The sequence below is a fragment of the Ectothiorhodospira magna genome (assembly GCF_900110965.1).
In the GTDB taxonomy this organism is placed as follows: domain Bacteria; phylum Pseudomonadota; class Gammaproteobacteria; order Ectothiorhodospirales; family Ectothiorhodospiraceae; genus Ectothiorhodospira; species Ectothiorhodospira magna.
Window position 1 is genome coordinate 90,275 of sequence record NZ_FOFO01000002.1, and the last position, 23,761, is coordinate 114,035.

Here is a 23,761-nt window from a genome sequence, read left to right on the forward strand (position 1 = left end):
AACGGAACCCCCCTCAGGTCAGGGTCTTCACCCCGTCCTTGCCGCCCAGAATCAGCACATCCGCCGGGCGCCGGGCAAAGATGCCCACGGTGACCACGCCGGCAATCTGGTTGATCTCCGTCTCCAGGGCCACCGGATCGGTCATGTCCAGGTTGAACACATCCAGGATCAGGTTGCCGTTGTCGGTGGTGAAGCCGTGACGCAGTTCCGGTTGCCCGCCCAGCTTGAGCATGGCCCGGCCCACGTGGCTGCGGGCCATGGGAATGACCTCCACCGGCAGGGGGAAGGTGCCCAGCACGTTCACCAGTTTGGAATCGTCGGCGATGCAGACGAAACGCTCGCTGGCGGCCGCCACGATCTTTTCCCGGGTGAGGGCGCCGCCGCCCCCCTTGATCAGGTGCAGGTGCCGGGTGGCCTCGTCGGCGCCGTCCACGTACAGGGGAATGGGGCCGACGGCGTTCAGGTCCAGCACCGGGATGCCGTGACCGCGCAGGCGCTCGGCGCTGGCCTCGGAGGAGGCCACGGTGCCGTCGATGCGGCCCTTCATCTTCGCCAGCAGGTCGATGAAATGATTGGCGGTGGAGCCGGTGCCGATGCCGACGACCATGCCGTCTTCCACGTATTCCAGGGCCGCTTCGGCGGCGGCCTTCTTCATCTGATCTTGATTGCTCATGAGGATGCCTCCTTGGTTGTCGGGGGGGATTCTACATGAGACAGGCGGTGTCGCACGTCTGCCAGGGTCATGGCGCGAGAACCACTCCCCGGGGAGCGGTCCTTGAGGCTGTAAAACCCACTGCAAGGCATGCATCTTGCCGGGGATGGACTTGCCCCTGTATCTTCAGATGATGTCAGCCTATCCCTACCTGCAGAAGATACTCACCGCCCGGGTCTACGACGTGGCGCGGGAAACCCCACTGGACCTGATGCCCACGCTCTCCCGGCGCCTGGGCAACCGCATCCTGCTCAAGCGCGAGGACCTGCAACCGGTCTTCTCCTTCAAGTTGCGCGGCGCCCATAACAAGATCGTCCAGTTGTCCGAGGAAGCCCGCCGCAAGGGGGTCATCGCCGCCTCCGCCGGCAACCATGCCCAGGGGGTGGCCCTGTCGGCCAGGACCCTGGGCATCAAGGCGGTGATCGTCATGCCCGCCACCACCCCCGCCATCAAGGTGGACTCGGTCCGCGCCCTGGGGGCCAAGGCCATCCTCCACGGGGATTCCTACGACGATGCCTATGCCCATGCCCTGGAGCTGATCGAGAAGCACGGCTACACCTTCGTCCATCCCTTCGATGATCCCGATGTGATCGCCGGCCAGGGCACCATCGCCATGGAACTGCTGCGTCAGCATCCCGACCCCCTGGAGGCGGTGTTCGTCAGCGTGGGTGGCGGCGGCCTGATCGCCGGCATGGCGGCCTATATCAAGGCCCTGCGCCCCGATATCCGGGTGATCGGGGTGGAACCCTACGATGCGCCCTGCATGCAGCAGGCCCTGGAAAAACAGCAGCGGGTGATACTGGACCAGGTGGGCATCTTCGCCGACGGGGTGGCCGTGCGTCAGGCGGGTGAGGAGAACTATCGCCTAGCCCGGGACCATGTGGACGAGATGCTGCTGGTGTCCACCGACGAGATCTGTGCCGCCATCAAGGACATCTTCGATGATACCCGGGTGATGGCCGAGCCGGCCGGTGCCCTGGCCATCGCGGGCATCAAGAAATACGTGGAACGGGAAGGGCTCAAGGACGCCTGTCTGGCCGGGGTGCTCAGCGGTGCCAACATCAACTTCGATCGTCTGCGTCACGTGACCGAACGGGCCGAACTGGGGGAACAGCGGGAAGCCCTGTTTGCCGCCACCATTCCGGAGCGGCCGGGCAGTTTCCGGGCCTTTTGCAAGGCCATCGGCAAGCGCGGTATCACCGAGTTCAACTACCGCTACGGGGATACCGAGCAGGCCCATATTTTCGTCGGGGTCCAGCTCAGCGGCGGCGAGACGGAACGCCGGACCTTGCTGCAGGATCTGCGGGACAAGGGCTACCCCATCGAGGACCTGAGTGACAACGAGGTAGCCAAGGTCCATCTGCGCCACATGGTGGGCGGGCACTCGGCCCGGGCAGGGGACGAGATCGTCTACCGCTTCGAGTTTCCCGAGCGTCCGGGGGCGCTGATGAACTTCCTCGCCCACATGGGGCAGGACTGGAACATCAGTCTGTTCCATTACCGTAACCATGGCGCCGCCTATGGCCGGGTGCTGGTGGGGATGCAGGTGCCGGGCCAGGACAAGGCCCGGCTGGAGGAATTTCTCAGGGCACTGGGCTATGTCCACTGGGAGGAGACCGACAACCCGGTCTACCGACTGTTTCTGGGTTAATCCGGGGTGTTGGCCCAGGGACACAGGTTGACCGGGCCATGGGTAGGACATGGGCAATCCTGGGTGTCCAATGCGGGGTGGGGCCGGCAGGTGATCAGGCCCTGTTCGGTCACCACCCCATGCAGGGGCACGTCCCAGGGTTCATGGGGCAGGGTGGGCACTTCCTGAAAAGCATAGGCCATGCCTACCAGATGGGGGCGGCGCCAGTGGCGGTGGCGGTTGAGATGGCTAAAGGTGGTGTCATAAAAACCGCCCCCCATGCCCAGCCGGTTTCCCCGGCGATCAAACCCCACCAGAGGCGTGATCACCAGATCCAGATGACGAACCGGCAGGCAGCGGCGGCGGCGAACGGGGGGTTCGGGAATGCCGAAGCGATTGGGGATCAGGGGCGTATGGGGTTCCCAGGCCACGAACCAGAGCCGCCGGGGGTGAATCGGTGCCAGCACCGGCAGATAGAGATCCTTGCCGGCGGCGCGGGCGGCCCGCACCAGCGGGCCGGGGTCGGCCTCGCCCCGGTCGGGCAGATAGACGGCGATGCGCCGGGCCGCAGTAAACAGGGGGTGGTGGATCAGGTGCCGGGCCATGGCACGGGCATGCCGTGCCCGTTCGGCATAAGAGAGCGCCAGACGCCGGGCGCGAAGCTGTCTGCGAAGGTCGGCGCGTGTCATGGAAATAAAGAGGGCACGCTCCAAGAGTGCCGTGGCGAGCTTTCGACCTTGAACCAGAGGCTCAAGTGGGGGCCGACGCCATGTCTACAGGCTTTCCGCTGCGGGGCGGACATGCACAAAAAGACATCGCAGTGCGGCTCCCGGGGTAGTTGATTAGGCTCAAGGATATTACCCAGCCGCTCACGCACACCTCAGAGGTGCCCAAACCGTAAAAACCAGGATCCGTTCAGGGATCGTCTGATCAAGAATCTGTCTGCCGTTCCTGCTGCAGGGCCAGGTCGACCCGTTCCTGCAGGTCGCGCATCCGCTGGTCCAGCACGGCATTTTGCCGTTTCAGAAGCAGCAATTCATGGGCAATGTTCAGGGCCGCCATCACGGCGATCCGATCACCCCCCACCACTTTACCACCGTCGCGGATTTCCTTCATCCGTCGATCCAGCAGGCTGGCCGAAGCAATCAGCGCACTGTGTTCATCTTCAGGGCAGGCCACCCGGTATTCCTTGCCCAGAATCTGAACCGTCACCGGCTCAGAGCGTGGGTTGCTCATCAGGCCTGCTCCATGGATTTGAGTCGATGGATCATCGACTCCACCTTGATTCGTGCCCGCTCACTGCGTTCCGAGAGTTGGGCCCGCTCTGCCAGCAGCAATTCATTCTGACGGCGTAGCCGATGATTTTCCTCTCGCTGCAACTGACAGACACGCAACAGGGCTTCCACCTTGAATTCCAGGTTCCTCAAAATAGCATCTGCCGGGGCATGGTGAGGGTCGTAGGTCATGGCTCAATACTAGGACTCCATTTCGAGGTCGTCAACCAAGATGATGATGGGCGTGGTGCCGTCATGGTCCGGGCTTGTTAGACTGGACTGCCTGGGCCTGGTTGGCCCGGTTGCCCGCTGTTCCGCCGCGACCGATGGAGTTCCTTTTTCGATATGTCCGATTATCAGGTTTTGCAGGATATTCTGCACGAAGCCGGCGTTGTTGCCGATGCCGCCGAGGTCCATGGCATCCTCTGTGGCCAGCTCAGTGCCAATCTGGGGTCTGGCGAGATGCAGTGGTTGCAGGAGGTGTTTCCCGGACCCGATGGGCCGCCTGCTGAGGGGGAGGCCCGGCGTCTGCTGGCTGAACTGTTTGCCCAAACCCGCACCCAGCTGGCCGATGCCCTGCTGGGGTTCCAGATGCTGTTGCCGGATGAGGATGATGCCCTTTCCATCCGGGTGGACGCCCTGGGACAGTGGTGCCAGGGTTTCCTCCATGGCCTGACGGTGGTCGGTATCACCGATCCGACCCAACTGCCCGCCGATTCGGCGGAAATTCTCAAGGATCTTGGGGAAATTGCTGGTGCCGGTTTCCAGGTGGACGACGACGAGGCCAGCGAGACCGCCTATGTGGAGATCCTGGAATACGTGCGGGTGGGGGTGCTGCTGGTGAGCGAGGAACTGCAGCCCCTCAAGGGCCCCTCCCGCCTGCATTGACCCCCTGTTGATGACCTGGAACCCAAAACGCCATGAAAGAATTCGCCCGTCGCCGTCGCCAGCTCATGGGTGCCATGGGGGAGGGTGGCATCGCCGTCATCCCCGCCGCACCGGTCCGGGTGCGCAATCATGATGTGGAATACCCCTACCGTCAGGACAGCGATTTTCTCTACCTCACCGGCTTTACCGAGCCGGAGGCGGTGGCGGTGCTGGTGCCTGGCCGTCCCCAGGGGGAGTACATTCTGTTCTGCCGGGAACGGGACCAGGAAAAGGAGACCTGGCATGGTCGCCGGGCTGGACAGGAAGGGGCGGTGGAACGGTTTGGGGCGGATGATTCCTTTCCCATCGCGGACATCGGCGACATCCTGCCGGGCCTGCTGGAGAATCGCAAGCGGGTCTATGCCAGCCTGGGACGACACCCGGAATTTGATCAGCGGTTGATCGGCTGGATCAACGGTATCCGGGAACGCACCCGCAGCGGCGTCCATCCACCCCATGAATTCGTGTCCCTGGAGTATCTGCTCCACGACATGCGCCTGTTCAAGTCATCTGCTGAAATGAAGCTCATGAACAGCGCCGCCCTGATCACCAGTCATGCCCATCAACGGGCCATGGCGGCCTGCCAGCCGGGGATGTGGGAGTACCAACTGGAAGCCGAACTGCTTTACGAGTTCCGTCGAATGGGGACCGAACCCGCCTACGGGTCCATTGTGGGAGGTGGGGCCAATGGCTGTATCCTGCATTACACCGAAAATAACCAGCAGCTTCGGGATGGCGACCTGGTATTGATTGATGCCGGTTGTGAGTGCCAGGGTTATGCGGCGGACATCACCCGCACCTTTCCGGTGAATGGACGCTTCACCGAGCACCAGCGTCAGGTCTACGAGGTGGTACTGGAGGCCCAGGCAGCGGCCATCGCCCAGGTGGTCCCCGGCAATCACTGGGACGATCCCCATATTGCGGCGGTCAAGGTGCTCACCAAGGGGCTGGTGCATCTGGGGCTGCTCAAGGGGCGTCCTTCCCGGCTGATCAAGGCGGGGGCCTATCGTCGTTTCTACATGCACCGTACTGGCCACTGGTTGGGGCTGGACGTGCATGACGTGGGGGACTACAAGGTGGGAGACGCCTGGCGCCTGCTGGAACCGGGCATGGTGCTGACCATTGAGCCGGGCCTGTACCTGTCGGCCACGGAGAAGGATGTACCCAAGCCGTTGCGCAACATCGGCATTCGCATCGAGGATGATGTGGCGGTGACCCGCACCGGGCATCAGATACTCACGGCGGATTGCCCCAAAGGGGTGGACCAGATACAGGCGCTGGTGGGCGCGGCCTCCAAAGACGGTTCCGGTTTCGGTGTACCTGGGGTATAGTCCACCTCTTGATAGGGATGCCCCCGGCATCCTCGGCAGCGTGGGAGAGACCTCCCTCACCGGAGGCGCCGAAGGCGCAACTTCCGCCCGGAAACGCTCAGGCAAAAGGACCGCGCTGCCCGATATCGACTCTGGAGAGTGGTCCGACAGACCCACCGAAGGGGATCATCCGCCACGGATGTAATCTCTCAGGTTTCAGGACAGAGGGGCGGCCGATACCCAAAACAGGGTGTCGGCCGCCCCTTTTTCATTTTTACCGGGAGTCGACGATGACATTACGCCGCACCACATTGCACGCCACCCACGAGGCCGCCGGTGCCCGCATGGTGGATTTTGCCGGCTGGTCCATGCCCGTTCACTACGGTTCCCAGATCGACGAGCATCACGCCGTGCGCCGCCAGGCCGGCATGTTCGATGTCTCCCACATGACCGTGGTCGACGTGGACGGCCCCGGTGCCCGGGATTACCTGCGCCACCTGCTGGCCAATGACGTGGACAAGCTCAAGGCCGCCGGACGCGCCCTCTACAGCTGCATGCTCAATCCGGAAGGGGGCGTGCTGGACGATCTCATCACCTATCGTCGCGCCGACGGCTACCGGGTGGTGGTCAATGCCGCCACCCGGGACAAGGACCTGGCCTGGATGCGCGACGTGGCCGCCAGGCTCTCCGGCACCCTGGCCCCGGTGGCGATCCGCGAGCGGGACGATCTGGACATGATCGCCGTGCAGGGACCGGCGGCCCGGGATCTGTGCCTGCCCCTGCTGCCCGAGTCCCTGCGGGCGCCGGCCGAGGCCCTGACCCCCTTTACCGCCACGGAAGACGGGGACTGGTTCGTGGCCCGGACCGGCTACACCGGCGAGGACGGCTTTGAAGTCATCCTGCCCGCGACCGCCACCCCGAGCTTCTGGCAGGCCCTGGCCGCGGCCGGTGTGCGTCCCATCGGTCTGGGCGCCCGGGATACCCTGCGCCTGGAAGCCGGCATGAATCTCTACGGCACCGACATGGACGAGCAGATCACTCCCCTGGAGTCCGGCCTGGGCTGGACCGTGGCCTGGACGCCCGCCGACCGGGATTTCATCGGCCGTCAGGCCCTGGAGCGGCAGCAGGCCGACGGCGGGCACCGGCGCCTGGTGGGGCTGGTGCTGGAAGGGCGGGGCGTCCTCCGTGGCCACATGAGCGTCAGCGCCGGCGAGGCCGGGCAGGGCGAGACCACCAGCGGCAGCTTTTCCCCCACCCTGGGGGTGTCCATCGCCCTGGCTCGGGTTCCGGCGGATGCCGGCGAGCGGGTGACGGTGGACATCCGTGGCAAGCTGGTCCCGGCGAAGGTGGTCAAGCCGCCGTTCGTGCGCCACGGCAAGGCCCTGATCGATCTTTGATCCCGACGGTGTTCCGTCGAACCCGAACCCAATTTTTCCAAACCCCCGAACCCTTCATCAGGAGTCCCCATGAGCCACATCCCCGCAGAACTCAGATACGCCCCGTCCCACGAGTGGGTCCGCAAGGAAGCCGACGGCACCCTCACCATCGGCATCTCCGACCATGCCCAGGCACTGCTGGGTGATCTGGTGTTCGTGGAAACCCCGGAAGTGGGTGCCCACCTGGATGCCGGCGGTGCCTGTGCCGTGGTGGAGTCCGTCAAGGCCGCTTCCGACGTCTACGCCCCCGTTGCCGGTGAAGTGGTGGCCGTCAATGAACAACTGGCCGACAGCCCCGAACTGGTCAATGGCGATGCCTACGGCGACGGCTGGCTGTTCCGCGTCAAGCCCGCCGATGCCGCTGCGGTGGAAGCCCTCATGGACGCCGACGCCTACGCCGCCCACCTGGAAGCGGAAGGCTGATCCCGGCCCTGATCCCCTCCACCTAGACCGCAGCGGAATCCCCATGCCCTTCATTCCCCATACCGACACCGACGTGCGCGAGATGCTGGCGGCCATCGGTGCCGACAGCATCGAGACCCTGTTCGACGAGATCCCCGCCGCCCTGCGGGTGGATGGACTCAACGCCATCCCGCCGGCCGTCGGCGAGATGGAGATCACCCGGCTCATGGAGGCGCGGGCCGCCCAGGATGTGATGGGTCTCAACTTCATCGGCGCCGGTGCCTACGAACATCACATTCCGGCGGCGGTCTGGCAGATCGTCACCCGGGGCGAGTTCTACAGTGCCTACACCCCCTACCAGGCCGAGGCCAGCCAGGGCACCCTGCAGGTCATCTACGAATATCAGTCCATGATGGCCGGCCTGACGGGGCTGCCCATTTCCAACGCCTCCCTGTATGACGGTGCCTCCGCCCTGTCCGAGGCGGTGCTCATGGCGGTGCGGGCCAACCGCCGCTCCAAGAGCCAGCGGGTGCTCATGCCCTTGACGGTGCACCCGGCCTACCGCAGCGTGACCCGTAGCATCGTGGCCAGTCAGGGCATCGAGATCGTGGATGTCCCGTTTGATCCGGCCACCGGTCGGGTCGACCCGGCGGCCCTGGCGGTCTTTGCCGGTGAGGACATCACCGCCCTGGTGATTCCCCAGCCCAACTTCTTCGGTGTGCTGGAAGAGGTGGATGCCCTCACCGACTGGGCCCATGCCAACGGTGCCCAGGCCATCGGCGTGGTCAATCCCGTCAGTCTGGCCCTGCTCACCCCGCCGGGGCAGTGGGGGCAGCAGGGGGTGGACATGGTGGTGGGGGATGGTCAGCCCCTGGGGGCGCCCCTGTCCTCCGGCGGGCCTTATTTTGGCTTCTTATGCTGCCGCAAGGAGCACGTGCGCCAGATGCCCGGTCGTATTGTCGGCCGCACCGTGGACGCGGACGGCCGCCCTGGTTTCGTGCTCACCCTCCAGGCCCGTGAACAGCATATCCGCCGTTCCAAGGCCACTTCCAACATCTGCACCAACCAGGGACTGGTGGTGACCGCCGCCACCATCCACATGGCCCTGCTGGGTCCGGAAGGGCTGGAGCGGGTGGCCGGGGCCTGCGTCGAGGGATGTGGGTCGCTGGTGGCCCGGCTCCGGGCGCGGGGCTTTGAAATCCCCTTCACCGACGAGCGTTTCCACGAGTTCGTGTTGCGGGTGGGCGTGGACGGCGAGGCCCTGCTGGCGCGCATGGCGGCGGCCGGCGTGCTCGGTGGTCATGCCCTTGGGGGGGACTATCCTGAACTGTCCGATGCCATTTTGGTCTGTGTCACCGAGACCAAGACTGCAGCCGACCTGGATCGCTATGTGGCGGTGCTGGAGCAGGCCCGGGCGGACCTGGCGGGCTGATTTGCGGTTGACCCGGAAGTACCGGATGTCCCTGTCGGACAGGTAAACTCCAGAGGTTTTCAAGCATTCCCGCGAAGGCGGGAATGCCGTCATGTCACCAACCAGCACGAGGAGTCGAAACGATGACCCAAATCACCCTGCAAGGCAATCCCATCCATACCTGCGGTGACCTGCCCAAGGTGGGCGCCACCGCCCCTGGGTTCACCCTGGTGGACAATGGGCTCAGTGACGTCAAGCTGAGCGACTTTGGCGGCAAGAAGAAGATTCTGTACATGGTCCCCAGTCTGGATACCGGGGTCTGCGCCCTGTCCACCAAGAAGTTCAATGACTGGGTGGCCGGTCGGGACGATGTGGTGGTGCTGGTGGTCTCCGCGGACCTGCCCTTTGCCCAGGGCCGTTTCTGCGGTGCCGAGAATGTGGACAAGGTGAAGACCCTGTCCACGATGCGTTCCCAGGACTTTGCCAGGGACTACGGCGTGCTGATCGTGGACGGTCCCCTGGCGGGCATCACCGCCCGGGCCTTGCTGGTGCTGGATGCCCAGGATCAGGTGGTCCACGCCGAGCTGGTGCCCGAGATCACCCAGGAGCCGGATTACGACGCGGCCTACGCAAAACTGGGCTGATATCCATCCAACCTTTACCCGGCCCCTCTCCCGGTGGAGGAGAGGGGTTGCAGGAGCCAGGCAATGCTGATCTTTGAACGTTCCCGTCCCGGTCGCCGGACCCCCAGCCAGGCCCCGGCCGGTCGCGCCGATGTCGCCGCGCTGCCCGAGCGCTTCCGGCGCCGTCGTCCGGCGCCGCTGCCGGAGGTGTCCGAACTGGACGTGGTGCGTCACTACACCCGCCTGTCCCAGAAGAACTTCTCCATCGACACCCATTTCTATCCCCTGGGGTCCTGCACCATGAAGTACAACCCCAGGGTGTGCAACAGCCTGGCCATGCTGCCGGGCTTCCTGCGTCGCCATCCTCACGCCCCCGAGTCGGTGAGTCAGGGCTTTTTGTCCTGCATGTTCGAACTGCAGGAGATGCTCAAGGACGTCACCGGCATGCAGGCCGTGTCCCTGACCCCCATGGCCGGGGCCCAGGGCGAGTTCGCCGGAGTGGCCATGATCCACGCCTATCACAAGGCCCGCGGGGATGAAGGTCGTACCGAGATCCTGGTCCCCGACGCCGCCCACGGCACCAACCCGGCCACCGCCACCATGTGCGGCTACGCCGTGCGCGAGATCCCCACCGACGCCTCCGGCGACGTGGACATGGAGGCCCTCAAGGCCGCCGTGGGGCCTGCCACCGCGGGGATCATGCTCACCAACCCGTCCACCCTGGGGGTGTTCGAGCGCCGTATTCACGAGATTGCCCAGGTGGTCCATGACGCCGGTGGCCTGCTGTACTACGACGGCGCCAACCTGAACGCCATTCTGGGCAAGGTGCGTCCCGGCGACATGGGTTTTGACGTCATCCACATGAACCTGCACAAGACCTTCTCCACCCCCCATGGGGGCGGGGGTCCCGGCGCCGGCGCGGTGGGTGTGAGCGAGCGGCTCAAGCCCTTCCTGCCCATCCCGGTGGTGGGCCGGGAAGGGGATCGCTATCGCTGGCTCACGGAGCGGGACCTGCCCCAGAGCATCGGCCGCCTGTCCGCCTTCGCCGGCAATGCCGGGGTGCTGCTGCGGGCCTATGTCTACATGCGTCTGCTGGGTCGGGAGGGCATGCCCAGGGTGGCGGACTACTCCACCCTGAACGCCAACTACGTGATGGCCCGTTTGCGGTCCCTGGGCTATGACCTGGCCTTCCCGGAACGTCGTGCCACCCACGAGTTCATCGTCACCCTGCGACGTCAGGCCAAGGCGCAGGGCGTGACCGCCATGGACGTGGCCAAGCGTCTGCTGGACTACGGCTTCCATGCGCCCACCACTTATTTCCCCCTGCTGGTGCCCGAGTGCCTGTTGATCGAGCCCACCGAGACCGAAAGCAAGGAGACCCTGGACGCCTACGTGGAGGCCATGGCGAAGATCCTGGAAGAAGCCGCATCCGAGCCAGAGACGGTGAAGGGTGCCCCCCATACCCAGCCCAACCGGCGTTTTGACGAGGTGCGGGCCGCCAGGGAACTGGACGTGGCCTGGCAACCCGAGGCCGGCTGATGGCCTACAGCGGCAACCGGGGCCTGACCCGGATCATCAAGGCGGCCGGATATTCCTGGAAGGGGCTGCGCAGCACCTTCCGCCACGAGGCCGCCTTTCGTCAGGAGTTGCTGGCGATGATCGTCCTGGTGCCCCTGGCCCTGTGGCTGGGGGACAACGGCGTGGAGCGGGCCTTGCTGATCGGCAGCCTGTTCCTGATCCTCATCGTGGAACTGCTCAATTCCGGGATCGAGGCGGCCATCGACCGCATCGGTCGGGATTACCATGATCTTTCAGCCCGGGCCAAGGACATGGGGTCGGCGGCGGTCCTGCTGTCCATCCTCCACGCCGTTGTCGTGTGGTTGCTGGTGCTGATTTAAGGTCGACAACGCCTTATGGTTGACTCAGGCAGTCCACCAGGCTCTGCCCCAGGTTTTCCAGCAGCTGGAAATAGCTTTCCACGCCCGCCGGCAGGTCCGCGCCCAGCGGATCCAGCACGCCGGTGCGTGCCCCGGTGCCGTCGATCAGGGTTTCCACGATGGCCGGCCGGAACTGGGGTTCGCTGAAGACGCAGATGGCATCGGAATCCTGAATCCGCTGACGGATCTCCTGGATCCGGCGCGCACCCGCCGGGCGGGCGGGATCCACCGTCACCGAACCCGCCGGGGTCAGACCGTAGTGTCTTTCAAAGTACTGATAGGCATCGTGGAACACGATGAAGGGGTGTCCCTGCACCGGCTCCAGCCGGGCCTGAAGCGTGGCATCCAGGGTCTCCAGGCGGGCCAGGATGCGATCCCGGTTTTCCCCGTAGCGGTCAGCATGGTCGGGGTCCTTGTCGGCCAGGACGTCGGCCACATGGCGGACGATACGGGCCGCGTTCTCGGGCGATAACCAGACATGGCTGTCCACGTCATGGTGATGATCGTGACCATGGCTGTGACTGTGACTATGGCTATGACCATGGTTGTGGTCATGACCGTGGCCGTGGTCATGGCGATCCCAGATGCCTCCCTCCCGTAGTTCATGACGCACCAGGTCGGCGTCCTTGAGCAGGGTGACTTTTGTCACGGATTCCGGCAGTCTGGCCAGAGGCCGCTCCAGAAAACCTTCCAGGTCGCGGCCCACCCAGATCACCACCTGGGCCGACTGCAGATGCCGCATGTCCGAAGGACGCAGGGCGTAGTCATGGGGAGAGGCCCCGCCGGGCACCAGCAGCACCGGCTCTGCCACGCCTTCCATGATCCCGCTGACCAGATTGTGGATCGGGGGTATGCTGACCACGACCCGAGGGGCTGCCTGCAACACCGTCGGCAGGAGCATGACCAGTACCAGGGCCGTGAGGCCCGCAAGCAATCGGCGGCTGCGCATGGGTGAATGGACTCCATGGTTGATGTGGGTTATGTAATACTATAACAATCTTCCCGGAAAACACTTCCATCCTTTCTCTGCGCCGAGTCCGGTTGCCATGTTCCCTCTGTCCCGTCTGATCCGATCCCGTGATGATGCCGTGCCGGCTCGCGGCGCCCTGGTGGCGGCGCGGCAGGTGGGTCTGGTGGCGGGGGGGCGGCGCATTCTGGACGGGGTGGACATGGCGGTGGAAGCCGGCCGGATCGTCACCCTCATCGGTCCCAACGGCGCCGGCAAGACCACCTTGCTCAAGGTGTTGCTGGGGCTGCTCTCACCCACCGGCGGCCAGGTCCTGCGCCGGCCGGGGCTGCGTATCGGCTACATGCCCCAGCGCATCCAGGTGGATGAGATCCTGCCCATCACCGTGCGTCGCTTCCTTGGGCTGGGGGGGCGTTTTCCCAAGGACCGGCTGGCCCGGGTGCTGGCGGAAGTGGGCTGCGCCCATCTGCTGGAGCAGCCTGTGCAGTCGGTGTCCGGTGGGGAAATGCAGCGCATCCTGCTGGCCCGCGCCCTGCTGCGGGAACCCCATCTCCTGGTGCTGGATGAGCCCGCCCAGGGGGTTGACGTGGCCGGGCAGGGGGAGGTGTTCCAGCTCATCGCCCGCCTGCGCGACCGCTACGGCTGCGGGGTGCTGATGGTGTCCCACGAGTTGCACCTGGTCATGGCCGCCGCCGATTCGGTGATCTGCCTGAATCAGCATGTGTGCTGTACCGGCCAGCCGGACGTGGTGAGCCGCGATCCCGCCTATCTCAAACTGTTCGGCAAGACCATGCCGGCGGGCATGGTCCTGTACACCCATCATCACGATCACCGCCATGATCTGCACGGCGACGTGGTGGCGTTTGAGGGGGAAGGGCCGCCCGGGCGCGGCTGCCCCGGGTCGGAGGCCCATCGGCACCATGGATGATTTCATTGTCCGGGCCTTGCTCGGCGGCATGGCCGTGGCCCTGGTGGCGGGGCCGCTGGGTTCCTTCGTGGTCTGGCGCCGGATGGCCTATTTCGGCGATACCCTGGCCCATTCCGCCCTGTTGGGAGTCGCCCTGGGTTTTCTCATCGGTCTGAACGTGAATCTGACCGTGGTCATCCTCTGTGTAACCCTGGCCCTGGTGCTCATGTTGCTGCAGCGGCAGCGACGGCTGGCCACGGACACCCTGCTGGGCATCCTGGCCCACAGCAGTCTGTCCCTGGGATTGGTGGCGGTGGCCTTTCTGGAAGGGGTCCGGATTGATCTGATGGCCTACCTGTTCGGCGACATCCTGGCGGTGTCCCATGAGGACCTGATATGGATCTTCCTCGGTGGCGTGCTGGCCCTGGGGATGCTGGCGGCCCTGTGGCGACCCCTGCTGGCGATCACGGTGCATGAGGATCTGGCCCGGGTGGAGGGGGTGAGGGTGACCCTGGTGAGCATGGGTTTCATGCTGCTCATGGCCCTGGTCATTGCCGTGGCCATGAAGGTGGTGGGCATTTTGCTGATCACCTCGTTGATGATCATTCCGGCGGCGGCGGCCCGGCGGTTGTCGTCCACGCCGGAGCGGATGGCCCTGTTCGCGGCCCTGATCGGCTGTCTGGCCGTGGCCGGCGGTTTGTGGGGGTCCCTGACCTGGGATACCCCCGCCGGACCTTCCATCGTGGTGGCGGCGGCATTGCTGTTTGCCGTGATCTTCAGTCTGCCGGGGGCTGCCCTGCTGCGTCGGCTCCGTACGCCGTCCTAGCCGGCTAGAGGCGGCGCTCCAGGGTCAGGAAGGTGTAGGGATAGGGGTTTTTGTCATCGGCATCATGGGCTTCCCGGGCCACTTCCTGCCAGGTCTCGTTGAGCTGGGGCAGGAAGGTGTCTCCCTCGAAGGCATGCTCGATCACCGTCAGGTGCATCCGCCGGCACAACGGCAAAAGATGCCGGAACAGGTCCGCCCCGCCGATGACGAAGATCTCCTCCACCGCCCCGGCGGCCGCCAGGGCCTGGTCCAGGTCGTGGACCACCGTGCAGCCGGGGGCCTGGAAATCCGGGTCTCGGGTCATGATCAGACTGCGTCGGCCCGGCAGCGGGCGACCAATGGACTCGAAGGTCTTGCGCCCCATGAGCATGCAGCCGCCCATGGTCAGACGCTTGAAATGGGCAAGATCCGCCGGCAGGTGCCAGGGCAGGCGGTTGTCGGCGCCGATGAGCCGGTTGCGGTCCATGGCGACCACGGCGGTGAGCAGCGGTTGGGAATCGGTCATACGGACACCGGGGCCTTGATGTGGGGATGGGCCTGGTAATCCAGCAGGGTGAAGTCCTCGTAACGGAAGTCGAACAGGGATTTCACCGCCGGATTGAGCACCATCCGGGGCAGGGGATAGGGTTCGCGGGCCAGCTGCTCACGGGCCTGATCCAGGTGGTTCAGATACAGATGCACGTCACCGAAGGTATGGATGAACTCCCCCGGTTCCAGGTCCGTGACCTGGGCCACCATGAGGGTGAGCAGGGCGTAGGAGGCCATGTTGAAGGGCACCCCCAGAAAGATATCGGCGCTGCGCTGATAGAGCTGGCAGGACAGTCGCCCGTCGGCCACATAAAACTGGAACAGACAATGGCAGGGTGCCAGGGCCATGCGTCCGGCGCGGACATTGTCCTGGGGGGAGACGCTTTCGTCCGGCAGGTCCGCCACGTTCCAGGCACTGACGATCAGGCGCCGGGAGTCGGGCCGGGTGCGGATCTGTTCCACCACCTGGCTGATCTGATCCACGTGACCGCCGCCGGGCAGGGGCCAGGACCGCCATTGCCGACCATAGACCGGCCCCAGATCGCCGTCCGCCGTGGCCCATTCATCCCAGATGCGCACCCCGTTGGCCTGCAGATAGGCGGTGGAGGTGTCACCTTTGAGGAACCAGAGCAGTTCGTGGATGATGGACTTGAGATGCAGCTTCTTGGTGGTCACCAGAGGAAACCCCTGGGCCAGGTCGAAGCGCATCTGGTGACCGAACAGGGAACGGGTGCCGGTACCGGTGCGGTCGGATTTCTCCGTGCCCTGTTCCAGCAGTTGTTGCAGGAGCTGAAGATAACTATGCATGACGTGCCTTCTCCCGCCGTCGGGCCCAGGCCAGCAGGATGACGCCGGCCAGGATCATGGGCAGGGTGAGGAGTTGACCCAGGGTGAGCCAGCCGAAGGCCAGATAACCGATGTGGGCGTCGGGCAGGCGCCAGAATTCCACCAGGAAGCGGAACACCCCGTAACCCATCAGGAACAGGCCGGACACCGCCCCCACCGGTCGCCAGCGCCGGGAGAAGAACCACAGGATCAGGAACAGGGCCAGCCCTTCCAGGGCCGCCTGGTAGAGCTGGGTGGGGTGACGGGGCAGCAGGTCCGCGGCCGGGAAGATCATGCCCCAGGGCAGGTCCGTGGGTTTGCCCCAGAGTTCGCCGTTGATCCAGTTGCCGATGCGTCCGGCCCCCAGGCCGATGGGGATGAGGGGGGCGACGAAGTCGGTGAGTTGCAAAAAGCCGCAACCCAGCTTGCGGGCATAGAGCCAGCAGGTGACCAGCACCCCGATCAGACCGCCGTGGAAGCTCATGCCCCCTTCCCAGAGCCGGATGAGCATCAGTGGATCACCGGCCAGGGCGTCTAGGTTGTAGAACAGGACATAACCCAGTCGCCCCCCCACGATCACGCCGATGACGCCGTAGAAGAGCAGGTCGGAAACCTGCTCCCGGTTCAGGGGGCTCCAGGGCTGGCCGGCCCGCAGCCAGCCCAGGGCCCAGAAGGCGGCAAAGCCCAGCAGGTACATGAGGCCGTACCAGTGGATCTGCAGGGGACCCAGGCTCAGGGCCACGGGATCGATGAAGGGATGTGTAGGCGTCATCGGTGGATTCTAACCTGTGGTTATTGTCCGATACAGCGACAGAGGATCGCCTTGAGATAGGCCGTCTCCGGCATGGCCGGATGGATGGGGTGATCACTGGCCTGACCGCCGCGGGACAGGATCTGCATCTGTCGGTCCACGTGGCGGGCGGCGGCATGAATCTGTTTTTCCAGGGCATCGGCCGCCATGTGCTGGGAGCAGGAACAGGCGATGAGAAAGCCGTCCCGGGCCAGGACCTGCAGGGCCATCTGGTTGATGCGCCGGTAGGCGGCGGTCCCTTCCTTGAGGTCCTTGCGGCGTTTGATGAAGGCCGGCGGGTCGACGATGATCAGATCGAAACGGGCCCGTTCCTCCCGCAGTCGGCGCAGCACCTCGAAGGCGTCTCCCGCCAGGGCCTGCACCCGGTCATCCACCCGGTTCAGGCGGGCATTGGCTTCCACCTGGGCGACGGCATCGGCGGAGGCATCCACGCAGGTGACCTGTTCTGCCCCGTGCATGGCTGCCTGGATGCCCCAGCCCCCCGCGTAACTGAACAGGTCCAGCACCCGGGCCCCGGTGGAGAGGCGCCGCAGCCAGGCCCGGTTGTCCCGTTGGTCATAGAACCAGCCGGTCTTCTGGCCCGCCAGCAGGGGGACCTGGAAGCGGGCGCCGTTTTCGGTGATCTCCACGGTCTCCGGGATGGGGCCGGTGGCCGGCTGCACATAAAGATCCAGCCCTTCCAGGCTACGCACCGGGCTGTCGTTGCGCCAGAGCACGGCGCTCGGGCGCAGCACCTTCTCGAAGGCGCTCAGCAGGGCATCCCGCAGGCGTTCCATGCCGGCGGTGGTGATCTGGGCCACCAGCACGTCGCCGTAGCGGTCCACCACCAGACCCGGCAGACCGTCGCTCTCGCCGTGAACCAGTCGGTAGAAGGGTTCCTCGAACAGACGCTCCCGCAGGGACAGGGCCACCTTGAGGCGGTGGACCAGCAGGGAGGGGCCGAAGGGGTGATCCGCGTCCCGGGTCACCAGGCGGGCACAGATGAGGGAATTGGGGTTGGCGTAGCCCGTGCCCAGGGTGCGCCCCCGGCTGTCCTGGAGGGTCACCGGCTGGCCCGGTTCCAGGGAGCGGATGGGGGTGGCCTCCACGTCCACTTCATTGCTGAAGATCCAGGCGTGGCCGGCCAGCAGGCGCCGTTCTTCGTTTTTCTTCAGGCGCAGGGGGACGTAGTCGAGGGTTTCCATGGGGGCTCCGGCAAAACGCCTATTATAGACCGATCTGGGCGTGCCCTTGCTTGTTCACCCCTTAGCCAAGCCCCTTCTTCGAAGGGCGCATCCTTGACCGTCTTTTTCCGCCCCGAGCATGTAGACACAGACTCCGGCTCAATATACACACCTCCAGCCCATGGGCGATGGCGAGGCTTTTGTCGGTTTTGCACTTTTTACTGCTCAAACTCCGCCCCCTTGAACTTCATCACGTTGCAATTCTCCCGGATATCCCGCTGCAGCTTTTCATCGAACCCCTCCGGTGCCTGGGCTTCGATCTCCACCGAGATTTTCACCTTCACCCCCGAACACAAGGTGAACTTCTCCACGATCTCATCCACCAACGTGGCAAAATCCATCTTGGCCCTGATGGGGTCCAGGTCCACGGTGCCGTAGAACTGTTTCTTTACCGTGGCGGAGGGGGTAGTGTTCCCAGGCACTGGCGGCGGTACCTCTGTGACGCCACCACCAGAGGTACCCGAGCCAGATCCGGTTTTACCCTCACCCGTCGGGCCGCCGGTGGTGTCGGGAACCGGTTCAACAGGCTTATTGATCTGCTCGTCCGCACGTTTTTCCGCCTCCAGACGGTCACGATAGGCCCGGGCCGCCTCCCGCTCGATCAGCAGGGATTCCGTGTCGATGCTGGCCCCATGATTGCGGGCAAACACGAAGCCCAGATACCGATCCCCTTCCCTGCCGGCGGCATGGCCAAAATAATCTTCCGAGGCCAGCCCCTGATTCAGGGCGTCCTTGAAAACCTGGTCATTCAACAAGCGCGGCAGGTACAGGTAGTGGCAGCAATCCTGCCAGACCTTCAGCGCACTGACGTCGGTGACTCCCTCCTTGAAGTACCACTGCCCCAGCACGTTGCGCAGGAAGATCGGTGACCACTCAAAAATCACCCACTCCTCTTCCCGCAGTCGCTGCTCGATGGTGTCCACCAGGTTCTTGGTGGTGGTGGCAATCTGTACCACTTCCCACTTCAGTACCGGCTTGCCCCGCTCAAATTCTTCCAGCGGTGCCATCAGCCACTTGTAAGCCTCACGAATCATCTGGGTCAGCGCGGCCTCGGCAGCATCCCGGTTCTGCTTGGCCTGACGCAGATGGGCCAAATCCTGATTCAGGGTGCCGTTTTCAATGTCCTCGACAATGGACCGCCAGGCCAGATAGATCCGGCCCTGCTCCTTGAGGCGACTGACCACATCCGCATCCGGCGCCAGAAAGATCAGCCGGTTCTGCTTCTGGCGGGGCTGGTCACCCCGTTGGCGCAGGATCTCTTCCGCCACCTTGCCGGCCTCATGGCGCTCGGTCCGGCTATAGCCCGCCTGGGTGGGCAAGATCACCAGCCGAGGGCCGATACCATAGTCATCCGGCACATCCCCGGAAGGGGTGAACACATGAATCCCGGCGAAGTGGTGACTGCGCCCCATCAGCCGCTGGATACGGTCCTTGAGCAGGGAAATCAGCACATCCTGGTTCTGGATCCGCTGCTTGCGGCTCTCCATTTCCCGCCGCAGGTTTGGCTTGGTATCAAACCAGAACCGGTCCTGCTCCCCATAGAGATAATGCAACCGGTCCCGCAGGTGTTTGAGGGCATCCTCGAAAATGCCGATGGACTGTCCCGGCTGCACGGTCCCCAGGAGAAGGCGTTCCTGCTGGATACCCCTGACATTTTGGGCATTGCTGGAAGGCGCGCTACCCAGAAACAGGGTACGGGCCGTGCGGCGGGCGGCCTGAACGCTGCCGAACAGGGTCTTTTCCCGATCCAGGTCCAGTGCGGTGGACCGTGGCCCATCCACCTCCCGCTCGATCACCGGTTCCCAGCCCTGAGGCAGATAATGGATGCTCTTGTGGCGCACGGTGCTGTCCTCCAGGGGCAGGGAACCGGGCATGATCAGGGCATCCCGGTTTTCCGAGAGCCACAGGCGATGAATGACGATGGCCATGTACTGCAGCACACCCCGGGTACGCTGAAATTTCTCCAGGGTGGACCAATCTTCGTACAGCCGGTCGAAAATCTCCGGGTGGATCGGATAGGAACGACACAGGCGCTCGAAATACTCATTGGACTGGGTTTCCACGGGAAACTTGGTGGCATGCTGCCGATAGAAGTCCGAAAACTGGCGGCTGATGCCTTCCACTTCCGCCCGGGTGCCGGAGCAGTCGAACAGGCGGCGGCGGACGATCTCGAACGCCTCTTCCGTGGCCACCGGCTTCCACACTGATTCCACCCGGGCAAAATACTTCTCCAGGGCGCTGAGTACCTGCTGCCCCTGGGTACCCCCCACTTCCAGTTCCGATTCGGGCAGGGAGGCCAGCAGGATGGCATTGGGCACCGCCTTCAGGGCTTCGGTCAGCCCCTGGATGAAGCTGAGATTGCTGTCATAGGTGCCGGCCAGATAGGACTTGCCCGGCGCCAACTGGCGGATGAAGGCCAGCAGCTCGTCGATCAGGATCACGCAGGGGGCCGCCTGCTCCAGCAGTTGCCTGAGCACTTCCTTGCCCGGTGAGACCCCGCTTTCGTCGCTTTGGGCCACGCGCTCGTAGCCCGCTTCGCCGAGCAGTTGCCAGGCCAGTTCTCCCCACAGGGTATTCACCCGTCGGCCATCCCGAGGCGTCGCCTGACTGGGAGACAGCTTGATGCCGTCGATGACCGCCACCCGAGCCTGGGGCAATTCATGGATGCCGGCCTCATCCAGTATCGGCGGCACCCCCATCAGCTTGTCGGTGGCGGTTTGCCGGGCCGCCAGGTGGTACACCGCCAGCATGGTGTGGGTCTTGCCGCCACCAAAGGCGGTTTGCAACTGGATCACCGGATCGCCGCCCTTTCCGGCCAGACGCTGGGCCACGGAAATCAGCAACAGGCGCATACCCTCGGTGATGTAGGTGCGGGCGAAGAACTTCTCCGCGTCCTGGTATTCCTCCGGTGCCGTACCGCCGGCCACCTGGGAGATATCCGCCGCAAACTCGGACTGTTTGAAAGTGCCTTCCAGCACATCTTTATGGGGGCGGGCGATCTCTTTCCAGGGTTTCAAACTCATGTCTCGATTCCTTGGTGATGTCCAGCGTGTCTTTCCCGGATCAAAATTCCAGACCGGCCTGCGTGCCCACATGCCCCACGTCATGGGAAGCCGCCACGATGGCGCTCCAGGAGGCGATGAGTTCGTTATAGGAACGGGCTTCCTCGGCCCATTTCTTGCGCTCGCAGAGGGTGTACAGGTGATAGGCCAACTGGCGGATGGGCTCCCCCTTTTCCGGCATCCGGGCCAGCAAGAGGCCGGCGGCGGTTTCGCCGTCCTGCTGCAGGCGGCGGATCATCTGGTGACAGGCTTCCCAGATGGGGGTCCGCTTGTCGGTGAGGGGGTCCCAGTCGGCGGCATATTCGCCCCATTTCAATAGACTGACCTTGCCGCCTCCGGATTCGATCACGTTGGCTTCCCGCACCCCGTCCACACTGGTGCCCTTGGCCCTGGCCAGGGTGTCGGCCTCACCAAAGGGGCCGGTGTTCCAGCCATATTGATCGAACCAGCCGGCGCAGAACTGGGTGTCGGCGTCGAAGTTGCCGGAGTCGGGGCTGAGGTAGTCGGTGATGGCCCGGTTGATGAGGATCAGGGCATCGTGGACGCCCATGGGCGAGCCGTCCTGGTTCAGCACCGCCTCGTGGCGGGAGTAGATGGCCATGCCGGGACCGATGGCGGCCTGGGCCAGGTCCACCGGGGCAATGGGGGTCTGGCCGGTCTCGCCGCCGATCATGGTTTCCAGGGCTTCGGGCATTTCTTCCCGCAACTGGCGCTGGAAGTCGCGGCGGGAGATGGTGCCGGCGTTGGGGAGGCGTTTGCGGCAGACGAGGACGATGGAGGAGGCCAAGGCGTTGGTGCCTAAACCAATTGTTCTGACCTCCCTTTCTGTTCGCATCGGCCAAGTACCGTCGATAGAAAAGCCGGCCTGAATCACGGCTTCCAGAAACGTCACCCACCCCGTGCTGGTGGTGCTGCCTTCCTTGGTTTCCGATTGCTTGAAAGCGTAATAAATGGTGACCGGAAAGGCCGGATGGGCCTGCGTCGCCAATTTATGAATGGCTTGTGTCATGCCTTTCATGAAGAAGGTTTCGGCCTTTTCCTTGCTACCATGGCGATAGGGTGTGGCCACCAGTTCCTGTTCCTTGGGTACAGCCATGGTGCCAAACAAATCAGGATAGATACGACGCAAAGATCGGCGCATCCAGACATAGAAAAAATCCGAAAGGTCGGCATAACCTATATTGTCATAGTAAGGCGGATCCGTAGAAACAACTTTTCCTTGGCTAATTTCTTGTGTTTGAGCATCAAATTGAATAACTTTTGAGAAAGACCCACAAGGAACATTATTCAGCGCCCTAATAATACCTCTAACAGAAACCTCAATATCGCCAGCCGCACTAGCGAATAAATTTGTTTCTGAAAAATCCCAAACCATCGGGAGTGCTTGCCTACCGAAAGTAGTTTTTAACTGATCTCTAGTCGGACTCCAAGCAACAAGCGTACTGTTGTAATCACTCAACTTATCGTTTGCAAGTCCGAGATAAACAGCCACCGCATCCCCATACGCTGTCGCCCCCGATCCACCTTGGGCCAGTGGCATATCATCGGGATCGAGACTGCCTTCATCCAAACCCACCCCGCGTCGAGTGGAGGGATTGGGGTTTGCCGCACGATAGTCGGCAATGGCCTTTTCCCTGGCTTCCTGCACCAGATCGGAGAAGGTGGTGAGGGCTACCAGTTGGCGGGGGGTGAAAAGGTCGCCGTAACTTTTCATGCCATACATGGGTGGAGAGAACCATCGGGGATTCTCTGGCATCAGTGCTGTGGGTTTCCATTCAGGCTGTGCTTGATTAGCTGTGTCCTCATGTCGGATATCAGGCGATAGATAAACACGTCCCGATTTTCCCTCAGCAACAATGGCCATCAGCCTCTGCCCCAGATTTCCAGCCTGGGCTTGTTCATAAATGTATTTCGGCTGAATAGGAGTGTTTGAAAAAAGGCAATTAAAATTGGCACCACGACCCAATTTTGTACCCTGTTTAGCATCGTCTGGCAGTGTACCCACTCTGATACCGAATACATACCGATCCCCATCCACCACCGGCTGCACATAGGCTTCCTTGCCCTTCTTGCTGGACAGCACAAAACTGGACACCAACGGCACATCCACATGACTGAACGCCGGATTTGGACTCTTCACCGTCCTTGCCCACAACCAGGCAATCACCGTCAGTTCCTCACCGAGATAGGCTTTCAGATCAGGCCGCTCGGCCACCATCTCGGGCGTGATCTTCACTTTGGGATACAGATGGCCAATGCGCTTGAAGGCTTCCTCCCGCATCCAATACCCATAGCGGCGCACATCCTCGGCAAGTCCCGTGGCCCCAGGCCAATCCTGCTCGAAGCTCTGCTGCTTCTCCCCTTCGGGCTCCGGCCCCACCGGCCTTTGCCCGGCGAACCTGGGCGGAATCTCGATCATGGCCTTGTTGATCATCACCGCCACCGGATTCAGGTCCGAGGCGTAGCTTTCCAGCCCCAGGCGCTGGGCCTCCAGGGGTATCGCCCCTCCTCCAGCAAATGGATCATGGAATGCGGGTAATTGATCCGGGTTGAACAGTTCCGCCGCCTGGGGGTGGTGGCGGTTCAGGTGGCAGGTTTCCCGCCAGCTTTCCCGGATGGCCTCCCGGGCACGGCCAAGGACTTCCTCGTTGTTGGTGTTCTCCCATTGCACCAGGTCGCGGATGATCTGAAACAGCTTTTCTCGCTTGATCTCGGCTTCCTGCTTGTTCACCCCGTAGCCCAGTTCCCGCTGATAGCCGGGATCGTTCACCAGTTGAGCGAACAGCACCGCCCGGGCCGCCGCCAGGGGGCGCCGCGCCCACCACAGATGCAAGGTGCTGGGGTGGCCATGGCGGATGGACTTTTCCCTGGCTGCCGCGGCATTGATGTCATCCAGCGGCAAGGCCACTTCGATCAGTTTTTTGGGAGATTTGACAGGGTGCAAGAAGTT

General features: G+C 63.7%; 22 protein-coding genes, 1 other RNA gene and 2 riboswitches. Of the genes, 11 read left to right on the forward strand and 12 right to left on the reverse strand.

What is annotated here, in order from left to right:
- Positions 1-13: 13 nt before the first annotated feature.
- Positions 14-673: a ribose-5-phosphate isomerase RpiA gene (gene rpiA / locus BMX62_RS01215; RefSeq protein ID WP_008931144.1), complete on the reverse strand. Its 660-nt coding sequence runs from the start codon at positions 671-673 to the stop codon at positions 14-16.
- Positions 674-845: 172 nt separating this feature from the next.
- On the opposite strand from rpiA, the gene ilvA reads away from it, so the two are divergent.
- A complete protein-coding gene (gene ilvA / locus BMX62_RS01220) occupies positions 846-2,363 on the forward strand; it encodes a threonine ammonia-lyase, biosynthetic (RefSeq protein WP_090203103.1) in 1,518 nt (505 codons plus the stop codon).
- Here ilvA and BMX62_RS01225 read toward each other — a convergent pair.
- The 4 genes from BMX62_RS01225 to BMX62_RS01240 all read right to left on the reverse strand — a co-directional run bounded on the left by BMX62_RS01225 (position 2,360) and on the right by BMX62_RS01240 (position 3,808).
- Entirely contained in the window at positions 2,360-3,031 is a 672-nt protein-coding gene (locus BMX62_RS01225) for a 5-formyltetrahydrofolate cyclo-ligase (RefSeq protein ID WP_090203106.1), read from the reverse strand. The genes ilvA and BMX62_RS01225 overlap by 4 nt on opposite strands.
- Positions 3,032-3,044: 13 nt before the next feature.
- A non-coding RNA gene (ssrS, locus tag BMX62_RS01230) (6S RNA) lies at positions 3,045-3,232 on the reverse strand.
- A 40-nt stretch (positions 3,233-3,272) separates the two neighbouring features.
- On the reverse strand, positions 3,273-3,578 hold the full coding sequence (locus BMX62_RS01235; protein WP_090202803.1) for a cell division protein ZapA: 306 nt from the start codon (positions 3,576-3,578) through the stop codon (positions 3,273-3,275).
- The gene (locus BMX62_RS01240) at positions 3,578-3,808 is read right to left on the reverse strand and encodes a TIGR02449 family protein (protein ID WP_090202806.1); all 231 of its coding nucleotides are present in this window, start codon (positions 3,806-3,808) and stop codon (positions 3,578-3,580) included. Before BMX62_RS01240 ends, BMX62_RS01235 begins: the two co-directional genes overlap by 1 nt.
- A 153-nt stretch (positions 3,809-3,961) precedes the next feature.
- On the opposite strand from BMX62_RS01240, the gene BMX62_RS01245 reads away from it, so the two are divergent.
- From BMX62_RS01245 to BMX62_RS01280, 8 genes are all read left to right on the forward strand, one after another.
- Positions 3,962-4,504, forward strand: a complete 543-nt coding sequence (locus tag BMX62_RS01245; RefSeq protein ID WP_090202809.1) for a UPF0149 family protein — start codon at positions 3,962-3,964, stop codon at positions 4,502-4,504.
- A gap of 32 nt (positions 4,505-4,536) precedes the next feature.
- On the forward strand, positions 4,537-5,874 hold the full coding sequence (gene pepP, locus BMX62_RS01250) for a Xaa-Pro aminopeptidase (protein WP_090202813.1): 1,338 nt from the start codon (positions 4,537-4,539) through the stop codon (positions 5,872-5,874).
- A gap of 31 nt (positions 5,875-5,905) precedes the next feature.
- A riboswitch (glycine riboswitch) is annotated at positions 5,906-5,997 on the forward strand.
- Position 5,998: 1 nt separating this feature from the next.
- A riboswitch (glycine riboswitch) is annotated at positions 5,999-6,088 on the forward strand.
- A 55-nt stretch (positions 6,089-6,143) separates the two neighbouring features.
- Positions 6,144-7,250 carry a glycine cleavage system aminomethyltransferase GcvT gene (gene gcvT / locus BMX62_RS01255; protein ID WP_090202818.1) on the forward strand — a complete coding sequence of 369 codons (1,107 nt, stop codon included), beginning with the start codon at positions 6,144-6,146 and terminating at the stop codon, positions 7,248-7,250.
- A gap of 69 nt (positions 7,251-7,319) precedes the next feature.
- Positions 7,320-7,712 carry a glycine cleavage system protein GcvH gene (gene gcvH, locus BMX62_RS01260; RefSeq protein WP_090202821.1) on the forward strand — a complete coding sequence of 131 codons (393 nt, stop codon included), beginning with the start codon at positions 7,320-7,322 and terminating at the stop codon, positions 7,710-7,712.
- Positions 7,713-7,755: 43 nt separating this feature from the next.
- Positions 7,756-9,123, forward strand: coding sequence for an aminomethyl-transferring glycine dehydrogenase subunit GcvPA (gene gcvPA, locus BMX62_RS01265; protein ID WP_090202824.1), 1,368 nt, complete (start codon positions 7,756-7,758; stop codon positions 9,121-9,123).
- 122 nt (positions 9,124-9,245) lie between these two features.
- Positions 9,246-9,746, forward strand: coding sequence for a thiol peroxidase (tpx, locus tag BMX62_RS01270; RefSeq protein WP_090202827.1), 501 nt, complete (start codon positions 9,246-9,248; stop codon positions 9,744-9,746).
- Between the two features lie 63 nt (positions 9,747-9,809).
- Positions 9,810-11,264: an aminomethyl-transferring glycine dehydrogenase subunit GcvPB gene (gene gcvPB, locus BMX62_RS01275; protein WP_090202831.1), complete on the forward strand. Its 1,455-nt coding sequence runs from the start codon at positions 9,810-9,812 to the stop codon at positions 11,262-11,264.
- Complete coding sequence (locus tag BMX62_RS01280; RefSeq protein WP_090202834.1) at positions 11,264-11,623, forward strand: diacylglycerol kinase; 360 nt, start codon at positions 11,264-11,266, stop codon at positions 11,621-11,623. The genes gcvPB and BMX62_RS01280 overlap by 1 nt, the downstream gene beginning before the upstream one ends.
- Before the next feature lie 13 nt (positions 11,624-11,636).
- Here BMX62_RS01280 and znuA read toward each other — a convergent pair whose 3' ends face one another.
- Positions 11,637-12,611 (reverse strand): zinc ABC transporter substrate-binding protein ZnuA, encoded by a 975-nt coding sequence (gene znuA, locus BMX62_RS01285; RefSeq protein WP_090202837.1) that lies wholly within the window; start codon positions 12,609-12,611, stop codon positions 11,637-11,639.
- A gap of 97 nt (positions 12,612-12,708) precedes the next feature.
- On the opposite strand from znuA, the gene znuC reads away from it, so the two are divergent.
- A complete protein-coding gene (gene znuC / locus BMX62_RS01290; protein ID WP_090202840.1) occupies positions 12,709-13,557 on the forward strand; it encodes a zinc ABC transporter ATP-binding protein ZnuC in 849 nt (282 codons plus the stop codon).
- Positions 13,550-14,362, forward strand: coding sequence for a zinc ABC transporter permease subunit ZnuB (gene znuB / locus BMX62_RS01295; RefSeq protein ID WP_090202843.1), 813 nt, complete (start codon positions 13,550-13,552; stop codon positions 14,360-14,362). The genes znuC and znuB overlap by 8 nt, the downstream gene beginning before the upstream one ends.
- A gap of 4 nt (positions 14,363-14,366) precedes the next feature.
- On the opposite strand, the gene BMX62_RS01300 is transcribed toward znuB, so the two are convergent.
- From BMX62_RS01300 to BMX62_RS01325, 6 genes are all read right to left on the reverse strand, one after another.
- Positions 14,367-14,867 (reverse strand): dihydrofolate reductase, encoded by a 501-nt coding sequence (locus BMX62_RS01300; RefSeq protein ID WP_090202847.1) that lies wholly within the window; start codon positions 14,865-14,867, stop codon positions 14,367-14,369.
- A complete protein-coding gene (locus tag BMX62_RS01305; RefSeq protein ID WP_090202851.1) occupies positions 14,864-15,697 on the reverse strand; it encodes a thymidylate synthase in 834 nt (277 codons plus the stop codon). Before BMX62_RS01305 ends, BMX62_RS01300 begins: the two co-directional genes overlap by 4 nt.
- On the reverse strand, positions 15,690-16,487 hold the full coding sequence (gene lgt, locus BMX62_RS01310; protein ID WP_090202854.1) for a prolipoprotein diacylglyceryl transferase: 798 nt from the start codon (positions 16,485-16,487) through the stop codon (positions 15,690-15,692). Before lgt ends, BMX62_RS01305 begins: the two co-directional genes overlap by 8 nt.
- Positions 16,488-16,507: 20 nt before the next feature.
- Positions 16,508-17,710 (reverse strand): class I SAM-dependent rRNA methyltransferase, encoded by a 1,203-nt coding sequence (locus tag BMX62_RS01315; protein ID WP_090202857.1) that lies wholly within the window; start codon positions 17,708-17,710, stop codon positions 16,508-16,510.
- A gap of 197 nt (positions 17,711-17,907) precedes the next feature.
- A complete protein-coding gene (locus BMX62_RS01320) occupies positions 17,908-20,772 on the reverse strand; it encodes an ATP-binding protein (RefSeq protein ID WP_090202860.1) in 2,865 nt (954 codons plus the stop codon).
- A 40-nt stretch (positions 20,773-20,812) separates the two neighbouring features.
- Complete coding sequence (locus BMX62_RS01325; protein ID WP_238375801.1) at positions 20,813-23,719, reverse strand: DUF1156 domain-containing protein; 2,907 nt, start codon at positions 23,717-23,719, stop codon at positions 20,813-20,815.
- Positions 23,720-23,761: the final 42 nt, after the last annotated feature.

What these genes read in the sequence shown, in the direction of transcription:
- rpiA (WP_008931144.1), bottom strand. Translation starts at nt 673, where the DNA reads ATGAGCAATCAAGATCAGATGAAGAAGGCCGCCGCCGAAGCGGCCCTG.
- ilvA (WP_090203103.1), top strand. Translation starts at nt 846, where the DNA reads ATGTCAGCCTATCCCTACCTGCAGAAGATACTCACCGCCCGGGTCTAC.
- BMX62_RS01225 (WP_090203106.1), bottom strand. Translation starts at nt 3,031, where the DNA reads ATGACACGCGCCGACCTTCGCAGACAGCTTCGCGCCCGGCGTCTGGCG.
- BMX62_RS01235 (WP_090202803.1), bottom strand. Translation starts at nt 3,578, where the DNA reads ATGAGCAACCCACGCTCTGAGCCGGTGACGGTTCAGATTCTGGGCAAG.
- BMX62_RS01240 (WP_090202806.1), bottom strand. Translation starts at nt 3,808, where the DNA reads ATGACCTACGACCCTCACCATGCCCCGGCAGATGCTATTTTGAGGAAC.
- BMX62_RS01245 (WP_090202809.1), top strand. Translation starts at nt 3,962, where the DNA reads ATGTCCGATTATCAGGTTTTGCAGGATATTCTGCACGAAGCCGGCGTT.
- pepP (WP_090202813.1), top strand. Translation starts at nt 4,537, where the DNA reads ATGAAAGAATTCGCCCGTCGCCGTCGCCAGCTCATGGGTGCCATGGGG.
- gcvT (WP_090202818.1), top strand. Translation starts at nt 6,144, where the DNA reads ATGACATTACGCCGCACCACATTGCACGCCACCCACGAGGCCGCCGGT.
- gcvH (WP_090202821.1), top strand. Translation starts at nt 7,320, where the DNA reads ATGAGCCACATCCCCGCAGAACTCAGATACGCCCCGTCCCACGAGTGG.
- gcvPA (WP_090202824.1), top strand. Translation starts at nt 7,756, where the DNA reads ATGCCCTTCATTCCCCATACCGACACCGACGTGCGCGAGATGCTGGCG.
- tpx (WP_090202827.1), top strand. Translation starts at nt 9,246, where the DNA reads ATGACCCAAATCACCCTGCAAGGCAATCCCATCCATACCTGCGGTGAC.
- gcvPB (WP_090202831.1), top strand. Translation starts at nt 9,810, where the DNA reads ATGCTGATCTTTGAACGTTCCCGTCCCGGTCGCCGGACCCCCAGCCAG.
- BMX62_RS01280 (WP_090202834.1), top strand. Translation starts at nt 11,264, where the DNA reads ATGGCCTACAGCGGCAACCGGGGCCTGACCCGGATCATCAAGGCGGCC.
- znuA (WP_090202837.1), bottom strand. Translation starts at nt 12,611, where the DNA reads ATGCGCAGCCGCCGATTGCTTGCGGGCCTCACGGCCCTGGTACTGGTC.
- znuC (WP_090202840.1), top strand. Translation starts at nt 12,709, where the DNA reads ATGTTCCCTCTGTCCCGTCTGATCCGATCCCGTGATGATGCCGTGCCG.
- znuB (WP_090202843.1), top strand. Translation starts at nt 13,550, where the DNA reads ATGGATGATTTCATTGTCCGGGCCTTGCTCGGCGGCATGGCCGTGGCC.
- BMX62_RS01300 (WP_090202847.1), bottom strand. Translation starts at nt 14,867, where the DNA reads ATGACCGATTCCCAACCGCTGCTCACCGCCGTGGTCGCCATGGACCGC.
- BMX62_RS01305 (WP_090202851.1), bottom strand. Translation starts at nt 15,697, where the DNA reads ATGCATAGTTATCTTCAGCTCCTGCAACAACTGCTGGAACAGGGCACG.
- lgt (WP_090202854.1), bottom strand. Translation starts at nt 16,487, where the DNA reads ATGACGCCTACACATCCCTTCATCGATCCCGTGGCCCTGAGCCTGGGT.
- BMX62_RS01315 (WP_090202857.1), bottom strand. Translation starts at nt 17,710, where the DNA reads ATGGAAACCCTCGACTACGTCCCCCTGCGCCTGAAGAAAAACGAAGAA.
- BMX62_RS01320 (WP_090202860.1), bottom strand. Translation starts at nt 20,772, where the DNA reads ATGAGTTTGAAACCCTGGAAAGAGATCGCCCGCCCCCATAAAGATGTG.